The sequence below is a fragment of the [Actinomadura] parvosata subsp. kistnae genome, assembly GCF_900323885.1.
Lineage (GTDB): Bacteria > Actinomycetota > Actinomycetes > Streptosporangiales > Streptosporangiaceae > Nonomuraea > Nonomuraea composti.
The window spans coordinates 69152-92762 of the sequence record NZ_OOHJ01000023.1; the positions used below are offsets into that span (position 1 = coordinate 69152).

At 74.2% G+C, this 23611-nt stretch carries 13 protein-coding genes and 2 pseudogenes; 5 read left to right on the forward strand and 10 right to left on the reverse strand.

The features are described from left to right. Window positions 1-26 precede the first annotated feature (26 nt). Window positions 27-1214, forward strand: coding sequence for an AI-2E family transporter (locus tag KIS93_RS51805; RefSeq protein ID WP_230466031.1), 1188 nt, complete (start codon window positions 27-29; stop codon window positions 1212-1214). 275 nt (window positions 1215-1489) lie between these two features. Here KIS93_RS51805 and KIS93_RS51810 read toward each other — a convergent pair. After that, a pseudogene (locus KIS93_RS51810) lies at window positions 1490-2341 on the reverse strand (FAD-dependent monooxygenase); the annotation flags it as partial. Window positions 2342-2486: 145 nt separating this feature from the next. Next, window positions 2487-3299, reverse strand: a complete 813-nt coding sequence (locus KIS93_RS51815; protein ID WP_080037319.1) for an MBL fold metallo-hydrolase — start codon at window positions 3297-3299, stop codon at window positions 2487-2489. A gap of 353 nt (window positions 3300-3652) precedes the next feature. On the opposite strand from KIS93_RS51815, the gene KIS93_RS51820 reads away from it, so the two are divergent. Then, window positions 3653-4153 (forward strand): DUF305 domain-containing protein, encoded by a 501-nt coding sequence (locus KIS93_RS51820; protein ID WP_080037320.1) that lies wholly within the window; start codon window positions 3653-3655, stop codon window positions 4151-4153. A gap of 201 nt (window positions 4154-4354) precedes the next feature. Here the strand turns inward: KIS93_RS51820 and KIS93_RS51825 are convergent, their stop codons facing one another. After that, window positions 4355-9205: a GH92 family glycosyl hydrolase gene (locus KIS93_RS51825; RefSeq protein ID WP_155126639.1), complete on the reverse strand. Its 4851-nt coding sequence runs from the start codon at window positions 9203-9205 to the stop codon at window positions 4355-4357. Window positions 9206-9384: 179 nt separating this feature from the next. On the opposite strand from KIS93_RS51825, the pseudogene KIS93_RS51830 reads away from it, so the two are divergent. After that, window positions 9385-11249 (forward strand): annotated as a pseudogene (locus KIS93_RS51830) (caspase, EACC1-associated type); the annotation flags it as partial. Between the two features lie 2829 nt (window positions 11250-14078). After that, window positions 14079-14900, forward strand: a complete 822-nt coding sequence (locus KIS93_RS68560) for a WD40 repeat domain-containing protein (protein WP_335673939.1) — start codon at window positions 14079-14081, stop codon at window positions 14898-14900. 42 nt (window positions 14901-14942) lie between these two features. On the opposite strand, the gene KIS93_RS51835 is transcribed toward KIS93_RS68560, so the two are convergent. Genes KIS93_RS51835 through KIS93_RS51865 form a run of 7 tightly spaced genes read right to left on the reverse strand, consistent with a single transcriptional unit; the run spans window position 14943 to window position 22043 of the window. Next, complete coding sequence (locus KIS93_RS51835) at window positions 14943-16325, reverse strand: alpha/beta hydrolase family protein (RefSeq protein WP_222107965.1); 1383 nt, start codon at window positions 16323-16325, stop codon at window positions 14943-14945. Continuing rightward, entirely contained in the window at window positions 16322-17224 is a 903-nt protein-coding gene (locus tag KIS93_RS51840) for an alpha/beta hydrolase family protein (protein ID WP_080037323.1), read from the reverse strand. Before KIS93_RS51840 ends, KIS93_RS51835 begins: the two co-directional genes overlap by 4 nt. Window positions 17225-17254: 30 nt before the next feature. Continuing rightward, window positions 17255-18454: a cytochrome P450 gene (locus tag KIS93_RS51845; protein WP_080037324.1), complete on the reverse strand. Its 1200-nt coding sequence runs from the start codon at window positions 18452-18454 to the stop codon at window positions 17255-17257. Window positions 18455-18469: 15 nt separating this feature from the next. Further along, window positions 18470-19210, reverse strand: a complete 741-nt coding sequence (locus tag KIS93_RS51850) for a PhnE/PtxC family ABC transporter permease (protein WP_186404942.1) — start codon at window positions 19208-19210, stop codon at window positions 18470-18472. Beyond that, window positions 19147-20184 (reverse strand): phosphonate ABC transporter, permease protein PhnE, encoded by a 1038-nt coding sequence (gene phnE / locus KIS93_RS51855; protein WP_186404943.1) that lies wholly within the window; start codon window positions 20182-20184, stop codon window positions 19147-19149. The genes KIS93_RS51850 and phnE overlap by 64 nt, the downstream gene beginning before the upstream one ends. Next, window positions 20177-21058 carry a phosphonate ABC transporter ATP-binding protein gene (locus tag KIS93_RS51860; protein WP_155126642.1) on the reverse strand — a complete coding sequence of 294 codons (882 nt, stop codon included), beginning with the start codon at window positions 21056-21058 and terminating at the stop codon, window positions 20177-20179. The genes phnE and KIS93_RS51860 overlap by 8 nt, the downstream gene beginning before the upstream one ends. Continuing rightward, window positions 21051-22043 (reverse strand): phosphate/phosphite/phosphonate ABC transporter substrate-binding protein, encoded by a 993-nt coding sequence (locus KIS93_RS51865; protein ID WP_080037328.1) that lies wholly within the window; start codon window positions 22041-22043, stop codon window positions 21051-21053. The genes KIS93_RS51860 and KIS93_RS51865 overlap by 8 nt, the downstream gene beginning before the upstream one ends. 134 nt (window positions 22044-22177) lie before the next feature. Here KIS93_RS51865 and KIS93_RS51870 point away from each other — a divergent pair, with 134 nt between their 5' ends. Next, window positions 22178-23536 carry an alpha/beta fold hydrolase gene (locus KIS93_RS51870; RefSeq protein WP_155126645.1) on the forward strand — a complete coding sequence of 453 codons (1359 nt, stop codon included), beginning with the start codon at window positions 22178-22180 and terminating at the stop codon, window positions 23534-23536. The last annotated feature ends 75 nt before the right edge of the window (window positions 23537-23611 follow it).

The following is a 23611-nucleotide window of genomic DNA, read 5'->3' on the forward strand; positions in this document are numbered from 1 at the left end:
GGCACCGCGAGCCCCAGGGAGGGGACATGACGCAGCAGGAAGGGCAGCGCACCGTGCGGGTGCTGCTCTCGCCCGCGAACATCTGGCGGGTGGGCTTCGCCGTCGTCGCGGTCGTCGCCGTGGTGCTCTTCGCGCGGTTCGTGCTGGCCGATGCGGGCGGGCTGATCGTCGTGGTGGTGATGGCCTGGTTCGTCTCGCTGGCCATGGAGCCCGCCGTCGGCCGGTTAGCCAGGCACATGCGGCGCGGCGCGGCGGCGCTGCTGGTGATGGCGGCGTTCCTGATCGTCTCGGGGATCTTCCTGTTCCTGTTCGGGAGCCTGCTGGCGGAGCAGGTCGCCATCCTGGTGCGGGAGCTGCCCGACATCCTCACCGGAGCCGTCGCCTGGGTGAACGGGCGGTTCGGGACCAACTACCACGTCGGCGACATCCTCACCTCGCTCAACCTCACCCCGCAACAAGCCGCCCAGTATGCCCAGGACGTGCTCGGCAACGTCCTCGGCCTGCTCGGCACCCTCACCGGCGCGATCGTCAACCTGTTCACGCTGCTCCTGCTGATCTTCTACCTGTCCGCCGACGGCCCCCGGCTGCGGCTGTGGCTCGCCCGGCTCCTGCCCGCGAACGTCCAGCGCGTCTTCCTCACCGTCTGGGACGTCTCCCTCGTCAAGACCGGCGGGTACGTCTGGGCCCGCCTCATCCTGGCCGCCGTCAACGCCACCGCCTCGGCCGTGGTGTTCCTGGTGATCGGCATGCCGTCCTGGCTCGCGCTCGGCCTGTGGACCGGGCTGATCGCGCAGTTCGTGCCCACCATCGGCACCTACATCTCCGTCGTGCTGCCCGTGGTGGTCGGCCTCGTCTCGCCGCGGCCGTGGATCGGGCTCGTCGCGCTCGGCTGGGGCGTGCTCTACCAGCAGGTGGAGAACCTGACGCTGGAGCCCCGGATCAGCGGCAGGTCGGTGGACATGCATCCCGGGGTGGCGTTCGCGGCGGTGATCCTGGGGGCGTCGCTGTTCGGGGCGGTGGGCGCGCTGCTGGCCGTGCCGGTGGTGGCCATGCTGCTGTCGATGATCGACACGTTCGTCACCCGGCAGGAGCTGGTCGACCCCGTCCCCACCAGCCAGCAGGCCGCCGTCCCGCCACCCGAACCGGCCCCTGAACCCAAGCCTGAACCGGTCCCCGAGCCTGAGGTCGAGCGCGGGCGGGGCGCGCCCGGCTGAGCGCGCGCCCGGGCGCCCGCTTCAACCGCGCCGGAACAGCCCGGACAGCACCCCATCACCTGGCCCGTCCGGTAGAACAGGCGCGGCGGCACGTGCGGCAGCAGCGCCGAGTGCCGCGAGTTGAGCAGCGCGATCATCTCCCTGGGCGGCCGGTCGATGTAGCGCGGGACGTTCTCGTACCATCGCGAGCTGCGCCGCGCCGCCCGCTGGGCGGGCCGGATCGCGGCCATGCGCTCGCGCTCGTACCGGGTCAGGGCCGCCTCCAGGTCCGAGTCGGCGTGCAGCGCGTCCACCAGGTACGCGGCGTCGCCCAGCGCCAGCGCGGTGCCGGCGCCGATCGAGTAGTGGGTGGTGTGCGCCGAGTCGCCCAGCAGGACGAGGTTCCCCCGGTGCCAGGTGCGGTTGGTCAGCGTGCGGAAGTGCAGCCAGTGCGCGGCGCCGCCCGCCTGCGTGCGGCCGATCAGGGGACGCCCGTCCAGCACCTCCGCGAACAGCTTCTCCAGGTGCGCCAGGCCGTCGGCCTCGTTCGCCACGTCGAGCCCCAGCGCGCGCCACGTGCCTGGCGCGCACTCCACGATGAACGTGCTGTGCTCCTCGCTGTACGGGTAGCCGTAGCACCAGATCCAGCCGTGCTCGGTCTCGACGAAGGCGAAGGTGAAGGAGTCGAAGACCTTGGTGGTGCCGAGCCAGACGTACGGGTTGGCCCCGACGGCCATCTCGGAGCCGAAGTGCTCGGCGTGCCGCTCGCGCAGCCGGCTGTTGACGCCGTCGCCGGCCACGACGAGGTCGGCGTCGGCCACCTCCTCCGCGCCGGAGATCTCGTGCTCGTACTCGACGCGCACGCCGAGGGATTCCGCCCGGTCGGACAGGATGCCGAGCAGCCGCCGCCGGCTGATGCCGTACCCCTTGTCGCCGTGCCCGACCGTCACCGTGGCGCGCTCGTGCAGGTGCACGACCCAGCTGTCCCAGCGGGCCGAGGTGGCGCTGATCTCGCGGGCCGACTCGGGGTCGACGTCGTGCAGGTAGCCGAACAGCTCGTCCCAGTACGTCACGCCCCAGCCGTACGTCGAGCCGGCCGGGTTGCGCTCGTACACGGTGATGTCGTGGGCCGGGTCCACCCGTTTCATCAGGATCGAGAAGTACAGGCTGGCGGGCCCGCCGCCGACGCACGCGACCTTCACAAGAGCTCCCCGCTATACGAAAAGTGAGCAATATATAACGGAGAGTAGCAGTCGGTGGTGTTGTGTCGGCGGAGGGTCACCGCCGTGTCGGCTAATGCCGGGCGAGGCGCTGGAGCTGGCCCTGGTGCACGTCGCTCACCCACTCCCAGCCGGGCCTGGCCGACGGGCCGATCCGCGGGTCGTCGGGGGTGCGGCCCTCGCGCAGGGCGAGCACGTACGCGCGGTCCCGGTCGATCCGCGCGCGCACCTCATCGGCGCCGCCGGGCGAGCCGTGACCGGGGACGACGACCTCGACGCCGCCCGCCACGCCCTCCAGCAGCCGCAGCGCGTCGAGGTAGTCCCCGATCGGGTCGGCGGCGCCGTTCAGGTCGAGCATCGGCACCAGGACGTCCGACAACATGTCGCCGGCGACGAGCACCCCGCTTTCCTCGATGAGCAGCGCCGCGTGGCCGGGGGCGTGCGCCCGGTGCTCGATGATCCGGGCGCGCGGGCCGTCCCACGGCACCTGCGCCGCGCCGGCCGGCAGGGCCGTGACGAGGCCGAGCAGGTCCAGCGGGACCTGCCCCGCGATCTCCGTCTCCAGCAGGTGCTCGGCGACGAGGTCCTTCGCCTCCGGGCCGGAGAGCTGATCCCGGACGGTGGCCGCGCAGCTCGCTGTGCCGTAACGCGGGGCCGGGCCGAGGCGGGGGTGCCAGAGCAGGTGATCCCAGTCGGGATGCGTCGAGAATCCCGCCGTCACGCTGTGGCCCGCGCCGGCCAGGTCGTCCGCCAGGCAGGTCAGCTCGTGCTCCTGGATGCCGGGGTCGACGAGCAGCACGCCGGAGCGGCCGTGCACGACGACGGTGTTGCTCTGGACGAACGCGCTCTGGTGGACCAGCACGCCCTCCGCGACCTGCGCCAGCATGGGGTTCCTTCCGCTTGGTGGTGCGTCACCGCTCTGCCGCGACCGTAGTGACCGGCGCCACCGGCCGCAAGGGAGAGGCCGGAGCGCCGGGTCAGGGGGGTCACCCTGGCGCGGACCGGTCGGCACAGGTCGGCGGGCCGCAGCCCGTCCGCGCGCCGCCACAGCGCGGGATCGACGCGGTCCGCCTGCCGGACGTGCTCCACCACGTCCAGCCCGTGCCGCTGCCGCGTGGCCGGATGGTCCACCTCGATCACCCACGCGGGCGGCGGACGCCATGAGCGCGGTCTGGCACTGATGACGGCCATGGGCCGGGGCGGCCGAACCGCCGGGCGGTGGCGTGCGTACCTCAGCACATGCGGACGAAGACGGCGATCGTGGTGCTGCTCGGGCTCGGGATGCTGCTGGCGACCGGCTGTGCCGCGGCGGCCGGGACGGAGAAGGCGTACGCGCAGGCGGACGTCACCTTCAACCAGGAGATGATCACGCATCACCAGCAGACCATCCAGCTCGCCGAGGCCGCCGACGGCCGGGCGGGCAGCTCGTACGTGCGTGACCTGGCCGCCAGGCTCGTCCCGGAGGAGCGGGCGGACATCGCCATGATGGAGTCCTGGCTGCGCTCCTGGAGCGAGCCGGTGCCGATGGAGCCGGACGCCGGCGTCGGGGCCGGCCTGCCCCGCGGGGACGGGTTCGACCGGGCGTGGCTGACGGCCCTGTCGGAGCACCTGCACCACGGCGTGATGATGGCCGAGAGCGTGCGCAAGTCCGGGCGGCACGGGCCCACGCTGGAGCTGGCCGGGAAGATCATCCAGGTGCAGAACGCGGAGCTGAAGGAGATCGGCGAGCGGCTGGCCTGACGGCGGCAGGCGCCGCCCGGGGCGCTCCGTGCCCCGGGCGGCGCGCATGCACGCTCGTGTCGGAACGGGCGGCGCGCATGCAGTCACGTGCCGGAACGGGCGGCGCGCATGCACGCACGTGTCGGATCGGGTGCCTCGCATGCACGCCCGCAGTGGATCAGGCGGGCCGCATGCGAGGCGGTGCGGGGTCCTGAGGCGGTTTCAGCCGGTGGGGCGGTGCACCTCCAGGCGTACCCTGGCCAGCCAGGCGCCCCAGCCGTCCTCGGGGCGGCTGTCCGCGAGGCGGAGGTAGAACGTGCGCCCCTCGCCCAGGTCCACGGTGCGGGGCTGCCGGTTGGACAGGTCGCGGACGTTCGCGTCCTCGCGCAGCACCGTCCGCCAGGTCCGGTTGTCGGGGGAGACCTGGACGAGGAACTGGTTGCCGACGTCCAGCGTCACCGAGGCGCCGCTCGTCCCGGCCGGCAGCTCGAAGCGGTAGATCGCCTGGCGGTCGCCGTCGGTGAAGCGGGCGCGCCCGTCGTGGACCTCGCCGTCGAGCTGCGAGCCGCCCTCGTCGAACAGCCACGGCTCCTCGGCGGGAGTGCCGGGCGTGAACTCCACGACGTCGCCGACCACGGTGACCGTCACCCGCCCGAGCGTCGTGCCCAGGCCGGAGACCGCCGCCAGCCGTACGGGATGGCTGCCGGAAGCCGCCGTCGCCGGCACCGTCACCCGGAACGGCACCACCTGCGACGCGCCCGCCACGAGCGGCCCGAACGCGGCGGAGGCCGGCTCGACGGCCCAGCCCTGCGGCCCGGCCGCCGTGAGCTGCCCCGAGGCCGGGCGGCGTGCGGCGTCGCCGGTCGCGTGGTTGGTCACGGTCACCGGAACCGTCACGGTCTCCCCGGGCGCCGCGAACGCCCCCGCCGCGTCGAGGACCAGCGGCGACGTCTCCGGCGGGGCGGGCGCGAGCAGCTCGATCTCCGCCAGCGACGCCTGTGACGCCGAGGGCCCCGCCGACGCCGAAGACCCCGCCGACGCCGGTGACGCTGACGACCCCGCTGACGCCGAGCCTGGTGACGCCGGCGAGCCGGTGCCCGTGAACGTGAGCCGGTAGTGCGCGTACGCGCCCGGCTTCGCCACCTTGAACGGCCGCGTCTGCAGCCGCCACGCGAAGCTCTCGCCGGCCCGCTCGTCGAGCACCCGCCACGACACGCCGTCAGCGGAGCCCTCCAGCACCCATCCGGCCGGGTCCTGGCCTTCCTGCGCGCCGGACGTGAGCGTGTAGAAGGTCACGCGCCGTTCGGCGGGCAGGTCGTAGCGCACCCATGCGGGCAACGCCGCCCGGGTGGCCGAGGTGTCGTCGAACAGCGCGGCCACGTCGGCGCCGTCCGGCCCGGACGCCGTGCCCCGGCCGGGGCCGGTGACGTCGCGCAGCGGCGCGGGGACGCGGGAGTCGCGGGTGAGGGAGGGCGGCGCGGCGTCCTCGCCGGTGCCCCACCGCGACGGCTTCGGCCCCATCTCGAAGACCAGCTCGCCGCCCTTGGCGAGCAGGTCGTGCGGCAGGTACGTCTTGTCGTACGGCCGCCCATCCACCTTGAGCCCCTGCACGTAGACGTTGCGCGGGCTGTTGCCCGGCGCCCTGATGACGAGCTTCCTGCCGTTCTCCAGCCGCACCGTCACCTTCTCGAACAGCGGCGAGCCGATCGCGTAGTACGGGCTGCCCATCTGCAGCGGGTAGAAGCCGAGCGCGCCGAACACCTGCCAGGCCGACATCTCCCCGTTGTCCTCGTCGCCGGGGTAGCCCTGGCCGATCTCGCTGCCGAGGTACAGCCGCGACAGCGCCTCGCGCACCTTGGCCTGCGTCTTCCACGGCTGTCCCGCGTAGTCGTACATGTAGGCGATGTGGTGGGAGGGCTGGTTGCTGTGCCCGTACTGGCCCATGCGCACGTCCCTGGCCTCGCGCATTTCGTGGATGAGGCCGCCGTACGAGCCCGGGAACCCGGCCGTCTCCTGGTCGGCGAAGAACGCGTCGAGTTTGCCGGCCAGCTTGTCGCGGCCGCCGTACAGGTTGGCCAGGCCGCGCCCGTCGTGCGGGACGTGGAAGGCCATGTTCCAGCCGTTCGTCTCGGTGTAATCGAACCCCCACACCCGCGGGTCGTAGGCGCCGGGTTTGCGGCGGAACGACCCGTCGGCGTTCCTGCCCTGGAAGAAGCCCACGGCCGGGTCGAACAGGTGCACGTAGTTCAGCGCGCGGTCGCGGAAGTACTCGTGCTCCTCCAGGTAGCGGGCCCGGGCCGGGCCGGTGGCGCGGGCGGCCAGGACCTTGGCCAGGTTCGCGATGCCGAAGTCGTTGATGTAGCCGTCCATCGCCCACGACATGGCCTCGCCGGTGGACTGGATGCTCGTGTACCCGAGGAAGGCGGAGGTGGCCAGGCCCTTGCGGCCGACGTTCTGGCTGGGCGGGACGACGGTGGCGTTCTTGAGCGCGGCGGCGTAGGCGGCCTCGGCGTCGAACCCCGTCACGCCCTTCAGGTAGGCGTCGGCGAAGGCCACGTCGGAGCTGGTGCCCACCATGAGGTCGGCGTACCCCGGCGACGACCAGCGCGCGATCCAGCCGCCGTCCCGGTACTGCTGCACGAACCCGGCCGCCAGCTCGCCCGCCGTTTCGGGGGTGAGCAGCGCGTACGCGGGCCACGTCGTCCGGTAGGTGTCCCAGAAGCCGTTGTTGACGTACACCTTGCCGTCCGCCACCCGCGCGCCCGTCTCGGTGGGAGTGCTGGCCGGGGTGCTGGTGGCCGACTGGACGGCGTGCCGGTACACGGGCGCGTCGGCGGTGCCGGTGTTCTCGAAGCCGGAGTTCGGATACAGGAACAGCCGGTACAGGTTGGAGTAGAGCGTGACGAGCTGGTCCTGGCTCGCCCCCTCGACCTCGATGACGCCCAGCTTGGCGTCCCAGGCGCGCCGCGCCCGCTCGCTGACCGACTCCAGCGTGTCGCTGGCGGCGATCTCCAGCTCCAGGTTCTTCCTCGCCTGCGCGACGCTGATCAGCGAGGACGCGATGCGCATGCTCACCGTACGCGTGGGGCCCGCGTCGAAGGCGAGGTAGCCGAGCACGTTGTCGCGGCCCTGCCCGGCCAGCTTGCCGCCGCCGGTGACCGGGCGGTCGAAGACGGCGTAGAAGAACATCCGGGTGGCGCCCGTGGACAGGTCGCTGCGCACGTCGGAGTAGCCGGTGACGACCCCGGCGGCGACGTCGAGCGTCAGGCCGCCACGGTTGTCGACGTTGTCGAAGATCAGCTTCGCCTCGGAGCCGGGGAAGGTGAAGCGGGCCAGCGCCGCGTGGTCCGACGGGGCGATCTCGGTCGTGATCCCGTTGTCGAACGTGACCGCGTACAGGTGCGGGCGCGCCACCTCGCGCTCGTGCCGGAACGGCAGCGCCCGGGCGGTGCGCGACGGGTCCGGGACGCCCTCGGCCGCCGACGGCATGAACTGGAAGGTCTGCCGGTCGCCCATCCACGGGCTCGTCTCGTGGCTGGCGGTGAACGCCTGGATCTCGGGCAGGTTCGCGGCGTTGTTGGCGCGGTGGTACTCGTACAGCCAGCTCGTCGAGCCCGCGTTCGTCATCGGCGTCCAGAAATTGAAGCCGTGTGGGAGCGCGGTGGCCGGGAAGTTGTTGCCCCGGGAGAAACCGCCGGTGGAGTGCGTCCCCCGCGTGGTCACCACGTGGTCGGACGGGTGGCGGCTCTGGTGGTGCGCGGGGCGCGCCTCGTACGGCTGCCGCCTGCGCTCCGAGACGATCCTGATGTCGTCCACCCAGCCCCGGAACCCGGCCATCCCCGCCGGGCTGTCGTAGGCCACCAGGACGCGGACGATCCGCTTGCCCCTGGCGACCCGGCCCAGCTCGGCGCGCTTGAAGTTCCACTGGTCGGCGTACAGGGTCTTGGACTCGCCCTGCTCCCTCGGCGCCAGCCGGACGCCGTGCTGGTCCACGGCCTTCAGGTCGCTGAGGTAGGTGCCGTCGTCGAAGGCGAGGTCCACCGAGACGTACGTGCTGGGGTAGCGCAGGTCGCCGGCGGTGAGCTCGGGGAAGACGAGGTACGACAGCTCCGTGCCGGCCGTCACCGGCACGTCCACCTCGAACACCTTGTTGAGCGAGCGGCCGCCGCCGGCGGAGGTGGTGCCGCCCGCGTACCTCAAGGCGCGCAGCCCGGTGAAGCCGGCGTGCGGCCTGGAGGTGAACCCGCGCGTCGGGCCCGCACCCACCTCGGTGCGCATGGGGATGGGCGGCCTGGGGCCGCTGCTGCCGTCCGACAGCTCCCACTCGGCGAGCTGCAGGGTGGAGCCGCCGCCGATGCGGGTGACGGCCAGCCGGTAGCGGGCGTAGGCCGTGGTGTTGGCGAAGCGGTACTCCTTGCGCTGGTGGCGGGCGGTGAACGTCTCGCCGGTGCGGGTGTCGAGCGTGGTCCACGCCCGGCCGTCCTGGGAGCCCTGCAGCTCCCAGTCGCGCGGGTCGCGCTCGGGCGCGTCGCCGGCGGAGGTCAGCGCGTAGTGCGTGACCGCGACGGGCTCGGACAGGTCGTACTGGGCCCAGCCGGTGGCGGCGAACACCAGCCACTTGGTGGTGGCGTCGGTGTCGGCCAGGTTCTCCGCCACCTCGCCCGCGGCCGCGTACTCGCCGCTGGCCCGCACCTGGACGATCCTGTCGACGATGCCGCCCTCGATGCCGCCGGGCAGGGTGCCGGTGATGTTCCTGGACTTCTCGGCCGTGTTGGTCCACGTCGGCTGCGGGTCGCCGTCCTCGAAGGAGGTGGCGAACGCGGCGCCTTCGGCCCTGGCCAGGCTCTGACCGTCGCGGGCGGCCCGGCGCGCCTCGGCGGCGGGCGGGGCCGGCTCGGCGGCGGCCGGGTCGGGCGGCGGGCTGGAGGACGGGCCGGGGGCGGGGGTGCCCGAAGGGCCTGGGTTCGGAATGGGATCAGGACCTTTCCGTGCGGTGAGCGCGGCGGTGGCGGGCGCCGCCAGCGCGAGGGTGAGGAGGGGAGCTAAGACTGCTGTCAGGACGGATCGCTTCATCGGGGACCTTTCCGCAGGTCAGCACGGCAGTGGGACTTGATCTGACAACGTTGTCAACCCCGATCTGGTACGAAAGTTTCAAACGGGAGCCGCCGTGTCAAGACAGCGCTGTCATGTAGCGCTTCGGCGATTCGCTCCGATATGCGGGTACTCGCCCTGGCCTGCGCAGGGGAGGTCTCATGGCCGATGGCGGGCTGCTGCTGGCCGTGCCCGGTGCCCGCGCCCTCCTGATCGGCACCGGCCGCCACGCGCCCGGCTCCCGCCTGCCCGACCTGCCCGCCGTCGCCGCCACCCTCGCCGACCTGCGCCGCTGCCTCGTCGACCGGGCCGGCCTCGACCCCGCCGCCGTCACGTCCCTCATCGACCCGGCCGGCCCGGCGCAGGTCGCCGAGGCGCTGTTCCGGGCCGCCAGGGACGCCGAGGACGTCCTGCTCGTCCACTACGCCGGGCACGGCGTGGTCGCCGCCGACGGCGAGCTGTACCTGGCCACCGCCGCCACCGCGGACGTCAACGACGGCCCCGCCGAGTACCAGGCGCTGCCCTACAAGACGATCACCAACGCGCTGGCCGCCTGCCGCGCCGCCCGCGTCCTGCTCGTCCTGGACTGCTGCTACTCCGGCCGCGCCGGCGCCGTCTCCCGCGCCATGGACGAGGTCTTCGACACCAGCCGCCACGGCCTCTACATCCTGGCCGCCGCCGGCCGCGACGAGCAGGCGTGGTCGCCGCCCGGCCGCCGCCACACCGCCTTCACCGGCGACCTGATCACGCTGCTGGACGAGGGCGACCCCACCGCCCCCGCCCACCTCACCCTGCGGGACTGCCGCTCCTCCCTCGCCAGGACGCTGACCGCCGCAGGGCTGCCCCGCCCCCGGCACATCGCGGTCGACTTCGACGAGCACGTCCGCCTGTGCCCCAACCCCGCCGCCAAGGCCGGCCCGGCCTCCGACGACTCCTTCAGCCCCTACCGGGGGCTCGCCTCGTTCGGCCCCGACGACGCCGGCTACTTCTTCGGGCGCGCCGACCTCATCCGCACGCTGGTCAACCGGGTCGCCGAGCTCGCCGCCCGGCCGGGACCGCTGATCGTGACGGGCGCGTCGGGGGCCGGCAAGTCGTCCCTGCTGCGCGCCGGCCTCATGCCCGCCCTGGCCACCTCCCGCACCCGCACCAAGCTCCTGCACCCCGGCGCCGACCCGGTCGGGGAGCTGCTCAGGGCGTTCGCCGCACCCGGCTCCCGCCGGTCGCTGGAGGAGGACCCGGCCGCGCTGCGTAGCCTGCTGCCCGGCGACGACGCAGGCGGGTCACCGGTCATCATCGTGGACCAGTTCGAGGAGGTTTTCACCGCCTGCCGCGACGAGACGCAGCGGCGCACGTTCATCAGGGCCCTGCACGCGAGCGGCGCCGTCGTCGTCATCGGCGTCCGGGCCGACTTCTTCGGCCACTGCGCCCGCCACGCGGAGCTGCACGCCGCCCTGGAGCACCCCGTCGTCGTCGGCCCCATGACCCCCGACCAGCTCCGGCAGGCCATCGAGGGCCCGCGGCCGCCGCCGGGCTGGAGCTGGAGCCGGGCCTGGTCCCCCTGCTCCTGCGCGAGCTCGGCTCGGAGATCGCCGTGGTCGAGTCGGCCGGCATCCTGCCGCTGCTCTCCCACGCCCTGCTCGCCACCTGGCAGAACCGGGACGGCCGCCGCCTCACCCTGGCCGGCTACCACGAGACCGGCGGCATCGCCGGCGCGCTCGCCCGCACCGCCGACGCCACCCTGTCCCACATCGTGCTGCCCGGCCAGGACATGGCCCGCCGGCTGCTGCCCCGCCTCGTCCGCCTCGGCGAGGACTCCCTGCACACCCGCCGCAAGGTCCCCGAAGCCGAGCTGCTGCCACCGGCGGACTCGGCGGCCGACCACGCCAGAGCCCGCGAGGTCCTGGACCGGTTCGTCGACGCCCGCCTCGTCACCGTGGACGAGGACGGCGTCCAGCTCGCCCACGAAGCCCTCATCCGCGGCTGGCCGCAGCTCCAGGAATGGGTCGAGGCCGACCGCGCCACCCTGCTGCTGCGCCAGCAGCTCACCGACGACGCCCGCGTCTGGGACGCCCACGGCGGCGACCCCTCCTACCTCTACCAGGGCACCCGCCTGACCGCCGTCGAGCAGGCCAGGGAGACCTGGCGCGCCAACCCCGGCCGCTACCCGCCCCTCGGGGACGTCCCCACCCGCTTCCTGGAGGCCAGCCAGCGCGCCGCCGCCCGCGCCGCCCGGCTGCGGCGGCTGTCACTGGCCTCGCTCGTCGTGATCCTGCTCGTCTCCCTGGCCGGCGGCGTCGCCGCCCTGGTCGCCGCCCGCAACGCGGCCGTCGACCGGGACCGGTCGCTGTCCCGCGAGCTCGCCGCCCAGAGCATCAGCGCGGGCAGCACCGACACGCGGCTGTCCCAGGCACTGGCCGTCAAGGCGTGGCACACGGCGCCGACGGCGGAGGCCGGGCAGAGCGTGCAGAACGCCCTGACCAACCCCCTGCGCACGGTGCTCACCGGTCACGAAGGAGAGGTGCAGGGCCTGCTCGTCAGCGCGGACGGCAGGACGGTCGTGGCGACGACGGAGGACGACTTCAAGAAGCAGCAGGTGTGGCTCTGGCGGGAGGACGCCCCTGGCCAGCCACGCCGGGTGGCGGAGGACCCGCGCGAATCGGCGGACCTGAGCGCCCTCATGAGCGCCGACGGCAGAACCGTCGTGATCTCGTCGATCGTCGACGAGGACCTGGACCGGCCATCGGTCCCGCAGGTGTGGCGGGACACGACGCCGTCCGCGTCCAAGCCGCTGACGGACTGCCCGGGATCCTTCGGGCTCGCACTGAGCGCCGACGGTCAGGTGCTGGTCGCCGGCGTGCAACGGGCCGGGCGCATCAGGGAGCTGTGGCTCTGCCGGACCACATCGTCCGGGCCGCCCCGCAAGCTCACGGGATACCGGGACCTGGCCGGCGAGGTGCACCTGAGCTCGGACGGCGGCACGATCGCGGTCACGACCTCGCAGGACAAGGACTACACCGCTCAGGTGTGGATCTGGAGCGCCGATGAGCCGGATCACCCTCGGCCGCTCATCCCCGGGCACGTGAGTGTGAACGCTCTCGCGATGAGCACGGACGGGAACACCATCGTGACCGTCACCGTCGCCCCGGGACACGACGCCAAGGACTCGAACGACGACGAGCAGACGATCCGGATCTGGGAGGGGGCCGAGAGGCGGCCCCAGCTGCTCGGCACCAGCGTGAGCTCCTGGGGATTGGTCACGATGAGTGACGACGGCGCGACCGTCGCCGACGCGAACTCGTTGCGGGTCTGGACCACCGCGACGCCGGACGAGCCGATCACGTTGCACCAGCCATCGGTGCAGAACGGCGGCTTCGACTCGGTGCAGGTGGCCGGTACCACCTTCCTCGGCGTCACCGAAGGCCAGGCGTGGATCTGGGATCTCACCCGGCCTCGCCTGCTGCCCCGCCGCCTTCCGGACGGCCAGGAACGGGCCGGATACTTGATGATGTCCAGAGACGGCAGGACCCTGGCGGGAGCGCTCGACGACGGGCGCATCGCCCTGTGGAGCCTGGCGGCCCTGTCGTACACCGGACGCGTGCTGACCAGCCCGGCCCAGTTGTCCTCACTGGTCGTGAGCGATGACGGCAGCGCCATGGCCGCCTCCGCGGCCGGCCGCGCGTGGGTGTGGCGCCACGGGGAGTCCCCGTCACCCAGAGAGCTGACCGGCCACCGCGGCTTGATCGTGTCGGTGGCACTGAGCGCCGACGGCATGACGGTCATCGCGGCCACGACGTCCGCGAGGGTGCCACGCTCGACGTTGTGGTCCTGGTCGGCAGCGGCCCCGTCAGCCGCGCGACAGCTGACCGATCTGGCGGGAACCGTCCTACGCATCGCCGCCAGCGCCGACGGCAAGGCGGTGGCCTGCCTCGTGCAAAGGCAGCAGTGGTGGATGTCCGAGCTGAGGGTGTGGAGGGATGGCAGGACCACCGTGAACCTGCGGGTTTCCGGCGCCCTCGGCAGCTCGCGCCTGTACATCAGCGCCGACGGCGCGATCGTGGCGGCGCTCGCCGCCGACACCAGCGGCAACGAGCTGGGCGACGCGTTCCTCGCCTGGGAGGTCGAGGAACCGCGCAAGCCGCGGCGCGTGCGCGGCCCGGTGGATGTGACGCGACCGAGATTCCCGATGACCGCGGACGGCCGGGTGCTGACGTGGGATGCCGATGACCAGGCGATCCTGCTGCGGCCCGTAGCGGGCACGCGGCCACCCGTCCGGTTGACGGGGCACCAGGGGCGGGTGGACCAGCTCGACGTCAGCGCGGACGGCAGGACCGCGGTCGCGACCACGGACAACGGCGCTCACACCTGGCTGTGGAACACCGCCGACCCCGGCCGGCCGCGCCGCCTGACCGGCCAGGCGGGCCATGTGCGGATGCTCCGGCTGAGCGCGGGTGGACGCGGCGTCGAGGCGGTGACCACGGCGGAGGAGTCCGACCGGCAGGTGTGGCACTGGGACGTCGCGGCGCCGGACCGTCCCAGGGCGTTGACCGGCCATCAGGGGCCGATCGGGCTCATCGACGTCAGCACCGGCGGCGACACCGTCATCAGTGCCGGCGTGGCCGCCAACACCGGCAGCGAGGACAGGGCCGTCTGGCTGTGGCGGACCTCCGACCCCGGCCGGCCCGCCAGGCTGTTCGGCGGTTACTACGGGATCATCGGCAACCTGGAGCTGACGTCGGACGGCAGGTTCGCGGTGGGCCGTGGCCAGGAGGGCACCGTCTGGCGGTGGGACGTCACCAGCCCGTCCGAGCCCAGCCGGCCCCTCACCGGCCACCGCCTGCCCATCGGTGACATCGCGATGAGCGCGAACGGCCGGTTGCTGGCCGGCGCCGACGTCAAGGGCACCGTGTGGGCCTGGGACGCCACCTCACTCTCCACCCCCGGCCGGGCCCTGCGCGGCGGGGCGCCGATCGCCGGGGTCGCGGTCAGCGCCGACGGCCGCACCCTGGTCGGCCACGACGCTCACGGCGTCGTCTGGGCGTGGGACGCCCACCGGCTCGACCGGCCCGCAGCCGAGCTCGTCCGGGCCCCCGACAAGATCAGGGACCTGGCGCTCGGCGGGGACGGCAAGGTGCTGGCGGCGGCCACGTACTCGTCGGGCGTGCTGGTGTGGGACCTGGACCGCGGCGGGCCGCCGCGCTCGTTCACCGGACTCAAGGGCGCCATCCGCAGGGTGGCGCTCAGCGCCGACGGGCTGACTCTCGTGGGCGGCGGCTCAGGCGGGGAGGTGTGGACGTGGGACCTGCGGGCCTCCGACCAGCTCGGCCACCTGCTCGCGGGCCACCGCAGCGAGGTGTACGGCGTGGCGCTCAGCGCCGACGGCTCGACGATCGCCAGCATCGACTCGGAGGGATACGCGCGCGTCTGGTCCGCGGCGGCCCAGGGACAGGCCGGCCCCCAGTTGGGCGGCCTCGCCACGGAGGCGTCGGACATCGCCCTCGATGGCCGTGGCAGGACGCTGCTCGCGCTGGACAGCAGCGGCAACGTGCAGGTGTGGCAGTGGGCGGCCCCTCCCGCGCCGGCGCCGGCGTGCGAGCGGCTGGCCGCTCGCCTGCACGGCACCCCGGAATGGGGCCGCCACCTCGGCGGCCTCTCGGTCCGCGAGGCCTGCCGCCTCTGAGCTGAAGGCGACAGGCCCGCATCGGTTTTCCGGAAGGGCGGCTCAGTCCGGGTAGGGGCGGTTGAAGCGGGGCGGGACGAACGGGATGTACCGGGGCGCCGGGTCGGCGCCCAGGGCCGCCGCCCGGGCGTTCATCGCCGGGGCGGACGTCGCCGGCCAGCGGCCCGTGCGCAGCCGGTCGAGCATCGTGTTCAGCGCCGCCTGCTGCTCCGCCGGGGAGAAGTCGCAGTGGCCGACGGTCTCGGTGTACGTCTGGCGCAGCAGGGCGCCCGCCCCGGCCCGGCGCGCCTTGTCCTCGTACGACTGCTGCTGGGCGACCGTGGAGATCTGGTCGCCGGTGCCGGACAGGGTCAGGACGGGGATCCGGAGGCGGCCGTCCAGGACGATGCCGCGCGAGAAGCGTTCGACGGCGGCCGGGTCCGCCGCGATGCGGGGTGCGGCGGCCAGCGTCCGGAGGTCGGCCGCGAGGTGCAGGCCCGCCGCCTCGTACAACTCGCGGACGGCGCGCCGCAGGGCGGGGTCGGCCTGGCGGAGCTGCTCGGCGTAGTCGACGCCGGTGTTCCAGGACGGGTTCCCGCCGGCCACCGCCATGAGCTGGCGGCGGCTGCTCATGGCCTGCCCGACGTAGGGGAGGGGCCCGCCGGCGAGTGCCAGGTAGGCGCCCTGCTCCAGCGCGCCGGCGTCCCGGCCGTCCGGCGGCGGGGGCGCGGACCCGTCCGGGTTGCGGCCCCAGGCGGGCAGCTGGCCGATCGCGGCGGCCAGGGCGATCCGTGCCCGGCCCTCGGGCGTCCGCTGCGCGGCGGCGAGGGCGTCGATCCACGCCTTCCTGGCCCGCTCGACGTCCTGCGGGATGTCGATGACGGGCAGGCCCGGCGCGATCAGGCGTTCGAGCACGAAGAGCGTGTCGAGCTTCTGGTTCCACTGGGCGACGGACCCGCTCAGTCCCCCGCACATCGGGACGGCCGCGTCGAAGGTGCCGGGGTGGACCTGGGCGACGCCCGCGGCGACGAAGCCGCCCATGGAGGTGCCGGACGCGATCGCCGTTCGGGCCCGGCCGTAGGCGTGCTCGAAACGGGCCAGCGCCTCGGCCTGGTTGTCGATGGCGGCGCGGATGTTCCAGCCGGTGACCGCCCGGCTCGTCCCGCCGCGGGCCACGCCGGCGGCCAGCAACCGCGCGGTCAGGGCCTCGTCCCGGCCCTGGCCGGCGAAGTCGAGGGCGACCACGACGGTGCCGTTCCACGCGGCGGGCACGACGAACTCGTACGGCGTGCCGTCGTCGAGGGTGCCGCTGACGCAGGTGGGGCGGGCGGGGGAGTCCGGCAGGCACGGCGTACCCCCGGACGGCGGCACGGCGGCGGCGGATGCGCCTCCCGCGGCGGTGGCCACCGCGAGGGCCAGGCACGCGATCACGGCGTGGCGGATCACAGGGACAGTCCCTTCGACTCGACCGTCCAGCCGTCCTCGCCGCACAGCCCGCAGTCCGGGCCGACGAAGCGCGCCCCGGCGGCCCGGTCCCCGCGCAGGACGTAGTCGAACCAGTCCGCGGCCACCTGCCAGCCCTCGATGGCCTCGAGACCCGCGATCAGGCCGACGTGACCGGCCGCCGCGTCGGAGGCCAGGACGGCGGGGACGCCCAGCAGGGCGTAGTTCTCCATGCTGTTCTGGTAGGCGACGTCGTCGGGGCCGCCGTTGACCAGCAGCGTCGGCGTGTGCAGGGCGGCGAGGCGGTCGCGGCCGTAGCCGCCGAAGCTCGGCTCGGGGAAGTACCCGGTGTTGAAGCCGGCGACCGCGTCCACGATCGGGTCGGTCCCGGCGGCCAGGGCCTCGATCCCGCCGCAGCTGTGGCCGAGCACGCCGACGCGCGTCGGGTCCACCCGCCCGTCGAACTGCTTGCGGGCCTGCTTCGACCCGGTGGCCCAGCGGGCCGCCGCCAGAAGCGCCTCGGGGTGCGCCGTCGTCCGGTCAGGGGTGCTGGGGACGGGGAAGTCGGCGACGCCGCCGTTGGCGATGACGATGTACCCCTGGGAGGCCAGGCCGGTGAGGAACGCGATCCCTTCGAGGTTGCTCGTCGCGCAGGCGCCGTTCCCGTGGACGATCACCGGCAGGCTGCCCTTGCGCAGCGCCTTGAGGTCGGCCGGGCGGTAGACGGTGTGCCCGGGCAGCCCGTCGGCGGCCTCCCTGACCGTGGCCAGCACGGTACGGGCCGGGGCGCCGGTCGCGGCCGGCCCTAAGGGTGCGGCGGTCGCGGTCCCGGAGGCCGTGAGGACGACCGCTGCCACGGTCGCCGCGAGCAGGGCCCGCAGGGTCTTGAAGCGGGTGGACATGGGGTTCTGCCTCCACGTTGTCGGGTGGTTTCAGGAACGGGGGACGAGGCGCAGCGGTGCCGAGCGGGGCCCGAATTCGAGCCAGTTGAACATCTCCACCTCCCCGCCCGGCTCGACGCGGGAGGTGCCGGCGAGCAGCTCGCCCAGCGCGGCCGCCAGCTCCAGCCGCGCCATCGCCGCGCCGGGGCAGCGGTGCGCGCCCCGGCCGAACGCGAGGTGCCGGTTGGGCCGCCGCTCCAGGTCGAGCCGGTCGGCGTCGGCGAACACGGCCTCGTCCCTGTTCGCCGACGGGAAGATCATCGTGATGGCCTCGCCGGCCCGCACCGTCCGGCCGCCGAGCTCGACGTCGCGGGTGGCGGTGCGGGCGAACACCCGGTAAGGGGCGTACAGCCGGAGCAGCTCCTCGACCGCGGCCGGCAGCAGCGCGGGGTCGGCGCGCAGCCGGTTTTGGAGATCGGGGTCGCGCGAGAGGTGGACGGCGGCGCTGCCCAGCACGGCGTGCGGCGCGCCGATCCCGGCCACGACGGTCTGCCGGACGGTGGCCACGACCAGCTCGTACGGGATCGGCCGGGCCGGGTCGCGCGACGCCCGCAGCAGGCTGGACACCAGGTCCTCGTCCGGGTCGCGAGGGCGGGCCCGGCGCTCCTCGACGATGGCCAGGGCGATCGCGTACAGCTCGTCGCTGGCCTTCATGACCCGCGCCCGGTCCATCTCCTGAATGGCGAAGCTGTACTCGACGCCGATCCTGCGGATCTCCAGCACCTGCTCGACCGGCAGGCCGAGGAAGAGCGCGAAGCACTGCGCCGCGTACGGCAGCGCGAACTCCCGCGCGTAGTCGCCGCCGCCGCGCGCCAGCAGCGGCTCCAGCAGCTCGCGCGCCGCCGCCGCGAAGGCCGGTTCGAGGCGGCGCACCACGGCGCGGCGCAGCACCCGGTCCATGGGGGCGCGGTAGACGCCGTGCTCGGGCGGGTCGAAGTGCAGCGGCGGCCGGCGCTGGGCGCGCGGCACGTGCGGGACGACGTTCTGCACGGCCGTGCTGAACGTGCCGCTGTCGCGGGCCACCCGCACCACGTCGGCGTAGCGGGTGGCGGCCCAGAAGCCGCCGAAGGCGTCGCTCCACGGCACCGGGCAGCGCCGCCGCAGGTCGGCGTAGACCTCGTGGGAGCTGTCGAAGGTCTCGGGCGCGGTGGGGTCCCAGTCGGAGGCGCGTCCGGTCTCGGAGGAGGTCATGATGCGGTCCCTTCGTCACAGCAGGTGCCGGCGGGCGATCCGGGCGAGCGTCTCGATGGCGTACACGACGACGGCGATGGCGATGACGATCGCGGCGGTGGTGTCGTACCGGAGCGTGGCGATCGACTCCTGCATGAGGTAGCCGACGCCGCCCGCGCCGGCGATGCCGAGCACGACCGACTCGCGCAGCGCCAGGTCGGCCACGAACAGGCCGTTGCCGGTGAACGACGGCACGAACCGCGGCCACGTCCCGGCGGTGAACGCCTGCCACGGGCGGGCGCCGGCCGCGGTCAGCGCCTTGTACGGGAGCGGGTCGAGCTGTTCGAGCGAGTCGGCGAACAGCTTGGCGGCCAGCGCCGTGGAGGAGATCCACAGCGCCAGGAAGCCGGCGAACGGCCCGAGGCCCAGCGCGGCCACGAACAGCAGCGCGTACACCAGGTCGGGGACGCCCCGCACGACCACCAGCAGCACCCGGACCACGGCGGACAAGGGCCGCCAGGGGGTGGTGCCGGCGGCGGTGAGCAGGGCGAGGGCCAGCCCGCACGCGGCGCCCGCCGCGGCGGCGCCCAGCGCCATGAGCAGGCTCTCCAGCACCGCCATGAGCAGGTCGCCGGTGAACGCGGGCGGCCACAGGCCGGCGAGGAGGTCCCGCAGGTTCGGCCAGGCGCCGGCCAGCCGGCCCGGGTCGGGGCTCAGCGCCGCCAGCGACACCAGGAAGACCGCCGTGACGGTGACCGCGCCGGCCGCCCGCAGCACCCGCCGTCGGTCCCAGCCGACGTCGTACGGGGTACGCCCGGCGGGCAGCGCGGCCGTGCCCGTCGCGCCGCCCGCCCGGGTGCGGCGGCGGAGCGTGCCCCCGGCGGCGCGGCCGGCTCGGGTGCGGCGGCGAGGCGTGTCCCGGCGGCGCGGCCGGCGCCGGTGCGGCGGCGCAGCGCCACCGACAGCAGCTCCAGCAGCAGCACCAGGACGACGATCACGCAGATGATCCCGGCAGCCCGGTGGTAGTTGAGGCTGCCCAGCGCCGTCTGCAACGCCACGCCGATGCCGCCCGCACCGACGACGCCGAGCACGGCCGACGCCCGGATGTTGATGTCCAGGCGGTACAGCACGATGGCGGTCAGCGCGGGGAGCACGCGCGGCAGGACGGCGGAGACGGCCACCTGCGCCTCGCCGGCCCCGCAGGCGCGGGCCGCCTCGGCGGGGGCGGGGTCGGCCTCCTCGACGGCGTCGGCCAGCAGCTTGGCGATCATGCCGACGGAGTGCACGGCGACGGCCAGCGCACCGGCCGGCGGGCCCAGGCCGAAGATCCGGACGAACAGGATGGCGAACGCCAGCGTCGGCACGGCCCTGGTCAGCACGACGACCGTCCGTGCGACCGGCCGCAGCCAGCGGGGGCCGCGGTGGGTGCGGGCGGCGACGAAGGCCAGCGGCACCGACGCCAGCGCCGCCAGGCCGGTGCCGGCCACCGCGATGAGCAGCGTCTCGGCGACCATCCTGGCCACGTCGGCGGCGCCGGGCAGGTCCGGCGGCCACATGCGGGCCAGCAGCCGCGCGGTGTCGTCCAGCCCGGCCGCCAGGGAGGCGGCGGACAGGCCGATCCACCAGAACGCCAGCCACGTGACGGCCACGGCCGCGACCAGCAGCGCCGCCGCGACGACGGCACGGCTGCTCACCGGCGGCCGCGCCGAGACCGGCGCCGCCGCGCGCCTGACGGGGGCGGCGCTAACCATCGCGAGCCTCCACCTGACCGTCACGGGCCTCCGCGTGGCCAACGCAGGCCCCTGCCTGGCCGTCACGGACGTCCGCCTGGCCATCGCGGTCCTCCGCCTGGCCGGCGCGGGTCTCCCCAGGGTCGTAGATGGCCCGCAGCCGGTCGGCGGTGAGGTCGGCGGCGGGCTCGTCGAGCACCAGCCGGCCGCCGCGCAGCGCCACGACCCGGTCGGCGGTGGCGAGGGCGAGCTCGATCTGGTGCAGGCTGCACACGACGGAGATGCCGTCCTCGGCGCTGATGCGTTTGAGCGTGTCGAGCACCAGCACGCTCGCGGCCGGGTCGAGCGAGGCGACCGGCTCGTCGGCGAGGATCAGCTCGGGGCCCTGCAGCAGGGTACGGGCCACCGCGACCCGCTGCTGCTGCCCGCCGGACAGCGTGTCGCAGCGCTGGAACCGCAGCTCCGCCAGCCCGACCCGGTCGAGCTGCTCCACGGCGCGGGCGCGCACTGCGCGCGGGTAGCTCATCACGCCGTACCGGGGCAGCCGCAGGCTCGCCAGCGACCCCATGAGCACGTTCTCCAGCGCGGTCAGCCGCCCGACGAGCCCGAACTGCTGGAAGACGAAGCCGACCCTGGCGCGCAGGGCGCGCAGCCGGCCGCGGGAGCAGGCGGCGGGGTTCTCGCCGAGCGTGCGGACGGTGCCGCTGTCGGGCAGGTGCATGCCGTTGACGAGCCGCAGCAGCGTGGACTTGCCGGCGCCGGAGGGCCCGGCCAGGGCGACGAACTGCCCCTGCGGGACGTCCAGGGAGATGCCGTCGAGCACGGTGGTGCCGTGGAAGCCCTTGCCGACCTCCGACAGGCTCAGCACGGGTTCGCCGTCGATTCGCTCAGCCACCGGACGTGCACACCTCGGCCTTGGTGACCTCGCAGATGCGCGCGATCGGCTGGTAGGTGGCGTCGGTGGCCTTGACGAACGTCCAGGCGGTGGAGGTGCCGAGGGTGCAGGCCGGGGCGCCGGCGTACTGGCCCCAGGTCTTCGGGCCCTTGATCTCGCTGCCCTTGCACAACCCCGCGGAGGCGGCGCCGGCGGCGGTCAGGCCGGTCACGGCTTTGGAGATCTTGTCGCGGACGTCCTGCGGCAGCCACGTGCCGACGACGATCGGCGGGCCGGGGATGAGCGGCGAGGTCCACACCTTGTCGACCTGCCCCGGCTTGAGCAGGCCGCGGGCGGGCAGCAGCTGGTCGACGAACACGTCGCCGACGAAGGCGAGGTCGCAGTCGCCGGCCAGCAGCGAGGCCACCGCCGTGTCGTGCCCGTGGGTGAAGACCGTCTTGACGTCCTTGTCCACGTCGACGCCGGCCTCCCGGAGGGAGGCGAGGGGCTGCAGGTAGCCGGTGGTGGAGCCGGGGTCGGTGAAGCAGACGTCCTTGCCGGCGGCGTCCTTGAGCGAGGTGATGCTGCGGTCGTCGCCGCGGGTCACCCCGTAGGCGTACGCGCCGGGCTCGCCTCCGGGGGCGGCCAGCGGGACGGCGACGGGCTCGACGGCGGCGCGGGTGCGGGCCAGGTAGTAGCTGAAGGCCCCGTAGACGGCGATGTCCACCCGCTTGGCGACCTGCGCCTCGACGACGGCGGCGTTGCTGGTGACGGCCTGGAACCGGACGGGGACGCCGAGCTCCTTGGTCAGTGCGGAGACGATCGGGGCGAACGACGCCTCCAGGTTGTCGCTCTGCTCCGACGGGATGGCGGCGAAGACCAGCTCGCCGGGCCGGCCACCGCCGGCGGCCGCGCCGCGGGCGCTTCCCGGGCCGGCACCGCAGGCGGTCAGAAGTGCGAGCGCGGCACCCGCCGCGACGACGCCCAGAGCTGATTGTCGGAACATCGGGGCTCCTCACATGCAGGTGGTCGGGCCAAGGTAAACAGGCCCGCGAGCATTGTCAACAGTTCTGTGACGACCGTAGGATTAGTGTCTAGCGTTAAGGACGGCCCCTGGAGGCGGACATCAACCACCGTTCAGTGATCAAACGGGCGGCCCGGGGCGTAGTGGCGCTCTCGACCGCGGCCCTCACCCTCACCCCCACCCCGGCTCTGGGTGAGGACGGCCCCATCAGCGTCACGGGCGTGCACCCGAGCGGCGCCACCTACGCGATCGAGGTGCCGCGCGGCTGGAACGGCACCGTCCTGTCGTTCAGCCCCGGCTACGGTCAGGGCGCCGGCCCGCAGCACCTGCCCGCCGACCTCGGCGGCGACGCCACCGCGCGGAGCTGGCTGCTGGCCCACGGGTACGCCCTGGCCGGCACCCGCCCCTACGGTGACGGCTGGGCCGTAGAGGAGACCCTGCGGGACTCCGCCGACACGCTCGCCGCGTTCGCCAAGGTCGCCGGGAAACCCGCCGTCACCCTGGCCTGGGGCGGCTCGATGGGCGGGGCCATCGCGGCCGGCCTGGCCGAGCGCCGGCCCGACCTGATCGACGGCGCGCTGCCGTACTGCGCGTCGGTCGCCGGGCCCGTGGCGATGCTCAACCAGTCGCTCGACGCGGCCTTCGCGTTCAAGACGCTGCTCGCCCCCGGCGACGACGCGGTGAAGCTGGTGCGGCTGGGCTCGGCCGAGGAGGAGGCGCGCAGCGTCGCGGCCGCCCGCGCCGTCCTCGACGCCGCCCAGCGCGACCCGGCAGGTCAGGCGCGCATCGCGCTGGCGGCCTCCTTCGCCCAGGTCTCCACCTGGTCGGTGCCCGGCACGCCCGAGCCGGGGGCGCGCGACTGGGCGGGGCAGCAGGCGCAGGAGTACGCGGCGTTCATGGCGACCGTCTTCTCTCCCCGCTACCCCCTGGAGCGGCGGGCGGGCGGCAACTTCTCCTGGAACACGGGCGTGGACTACCGCCGCGAGCTGCGCGAGTCCGGCCGGTTGCAGCAGGTGCGCGCCCTCTACGACCGTGCCGGGCTGGATCTCGACGCCGACCTCGCGGCCCTGGCGGCGGCCCCGCGGGTCTCCGCCGACCCCGGCGCGGTCGCGTACATGGAGAGCTACTTCACCCCGCGCGGCGCGCTCGGCGTGCCCGTCCTGACGGTGCACGAGCGCGGCGACAACTACCCCACCGTCACCCAGGCCCGCGCCTACGCCGACGTGGTCCGGCGCGCGGGCAACGGCGCGCTGCTGCGCCAGGCGTTCGTCGACCGGCCCGGCCACTGCCGCTACACCGCGGCCGAGCTGGTCGCCGCGGTGCGGACGTTGAGGAGCCGGGTGCTCACCGGCCACTGGACGGGCACGGACGCCCACCGGCTCAACGAGCTGGCCGCGCGGGACCCGGCCCTGGGCACCGCCGAGTTCGTCCCTTACACCCCCGGCCGTTTCCTGCGCCCGCACGTGCCTCGGTGAAGCGGGCCGTAGGATGCACGCACGGTGATCCGGAAGGGCCGAGCCGGCTGAGGAGTCTGACGATGAGGGACGCCA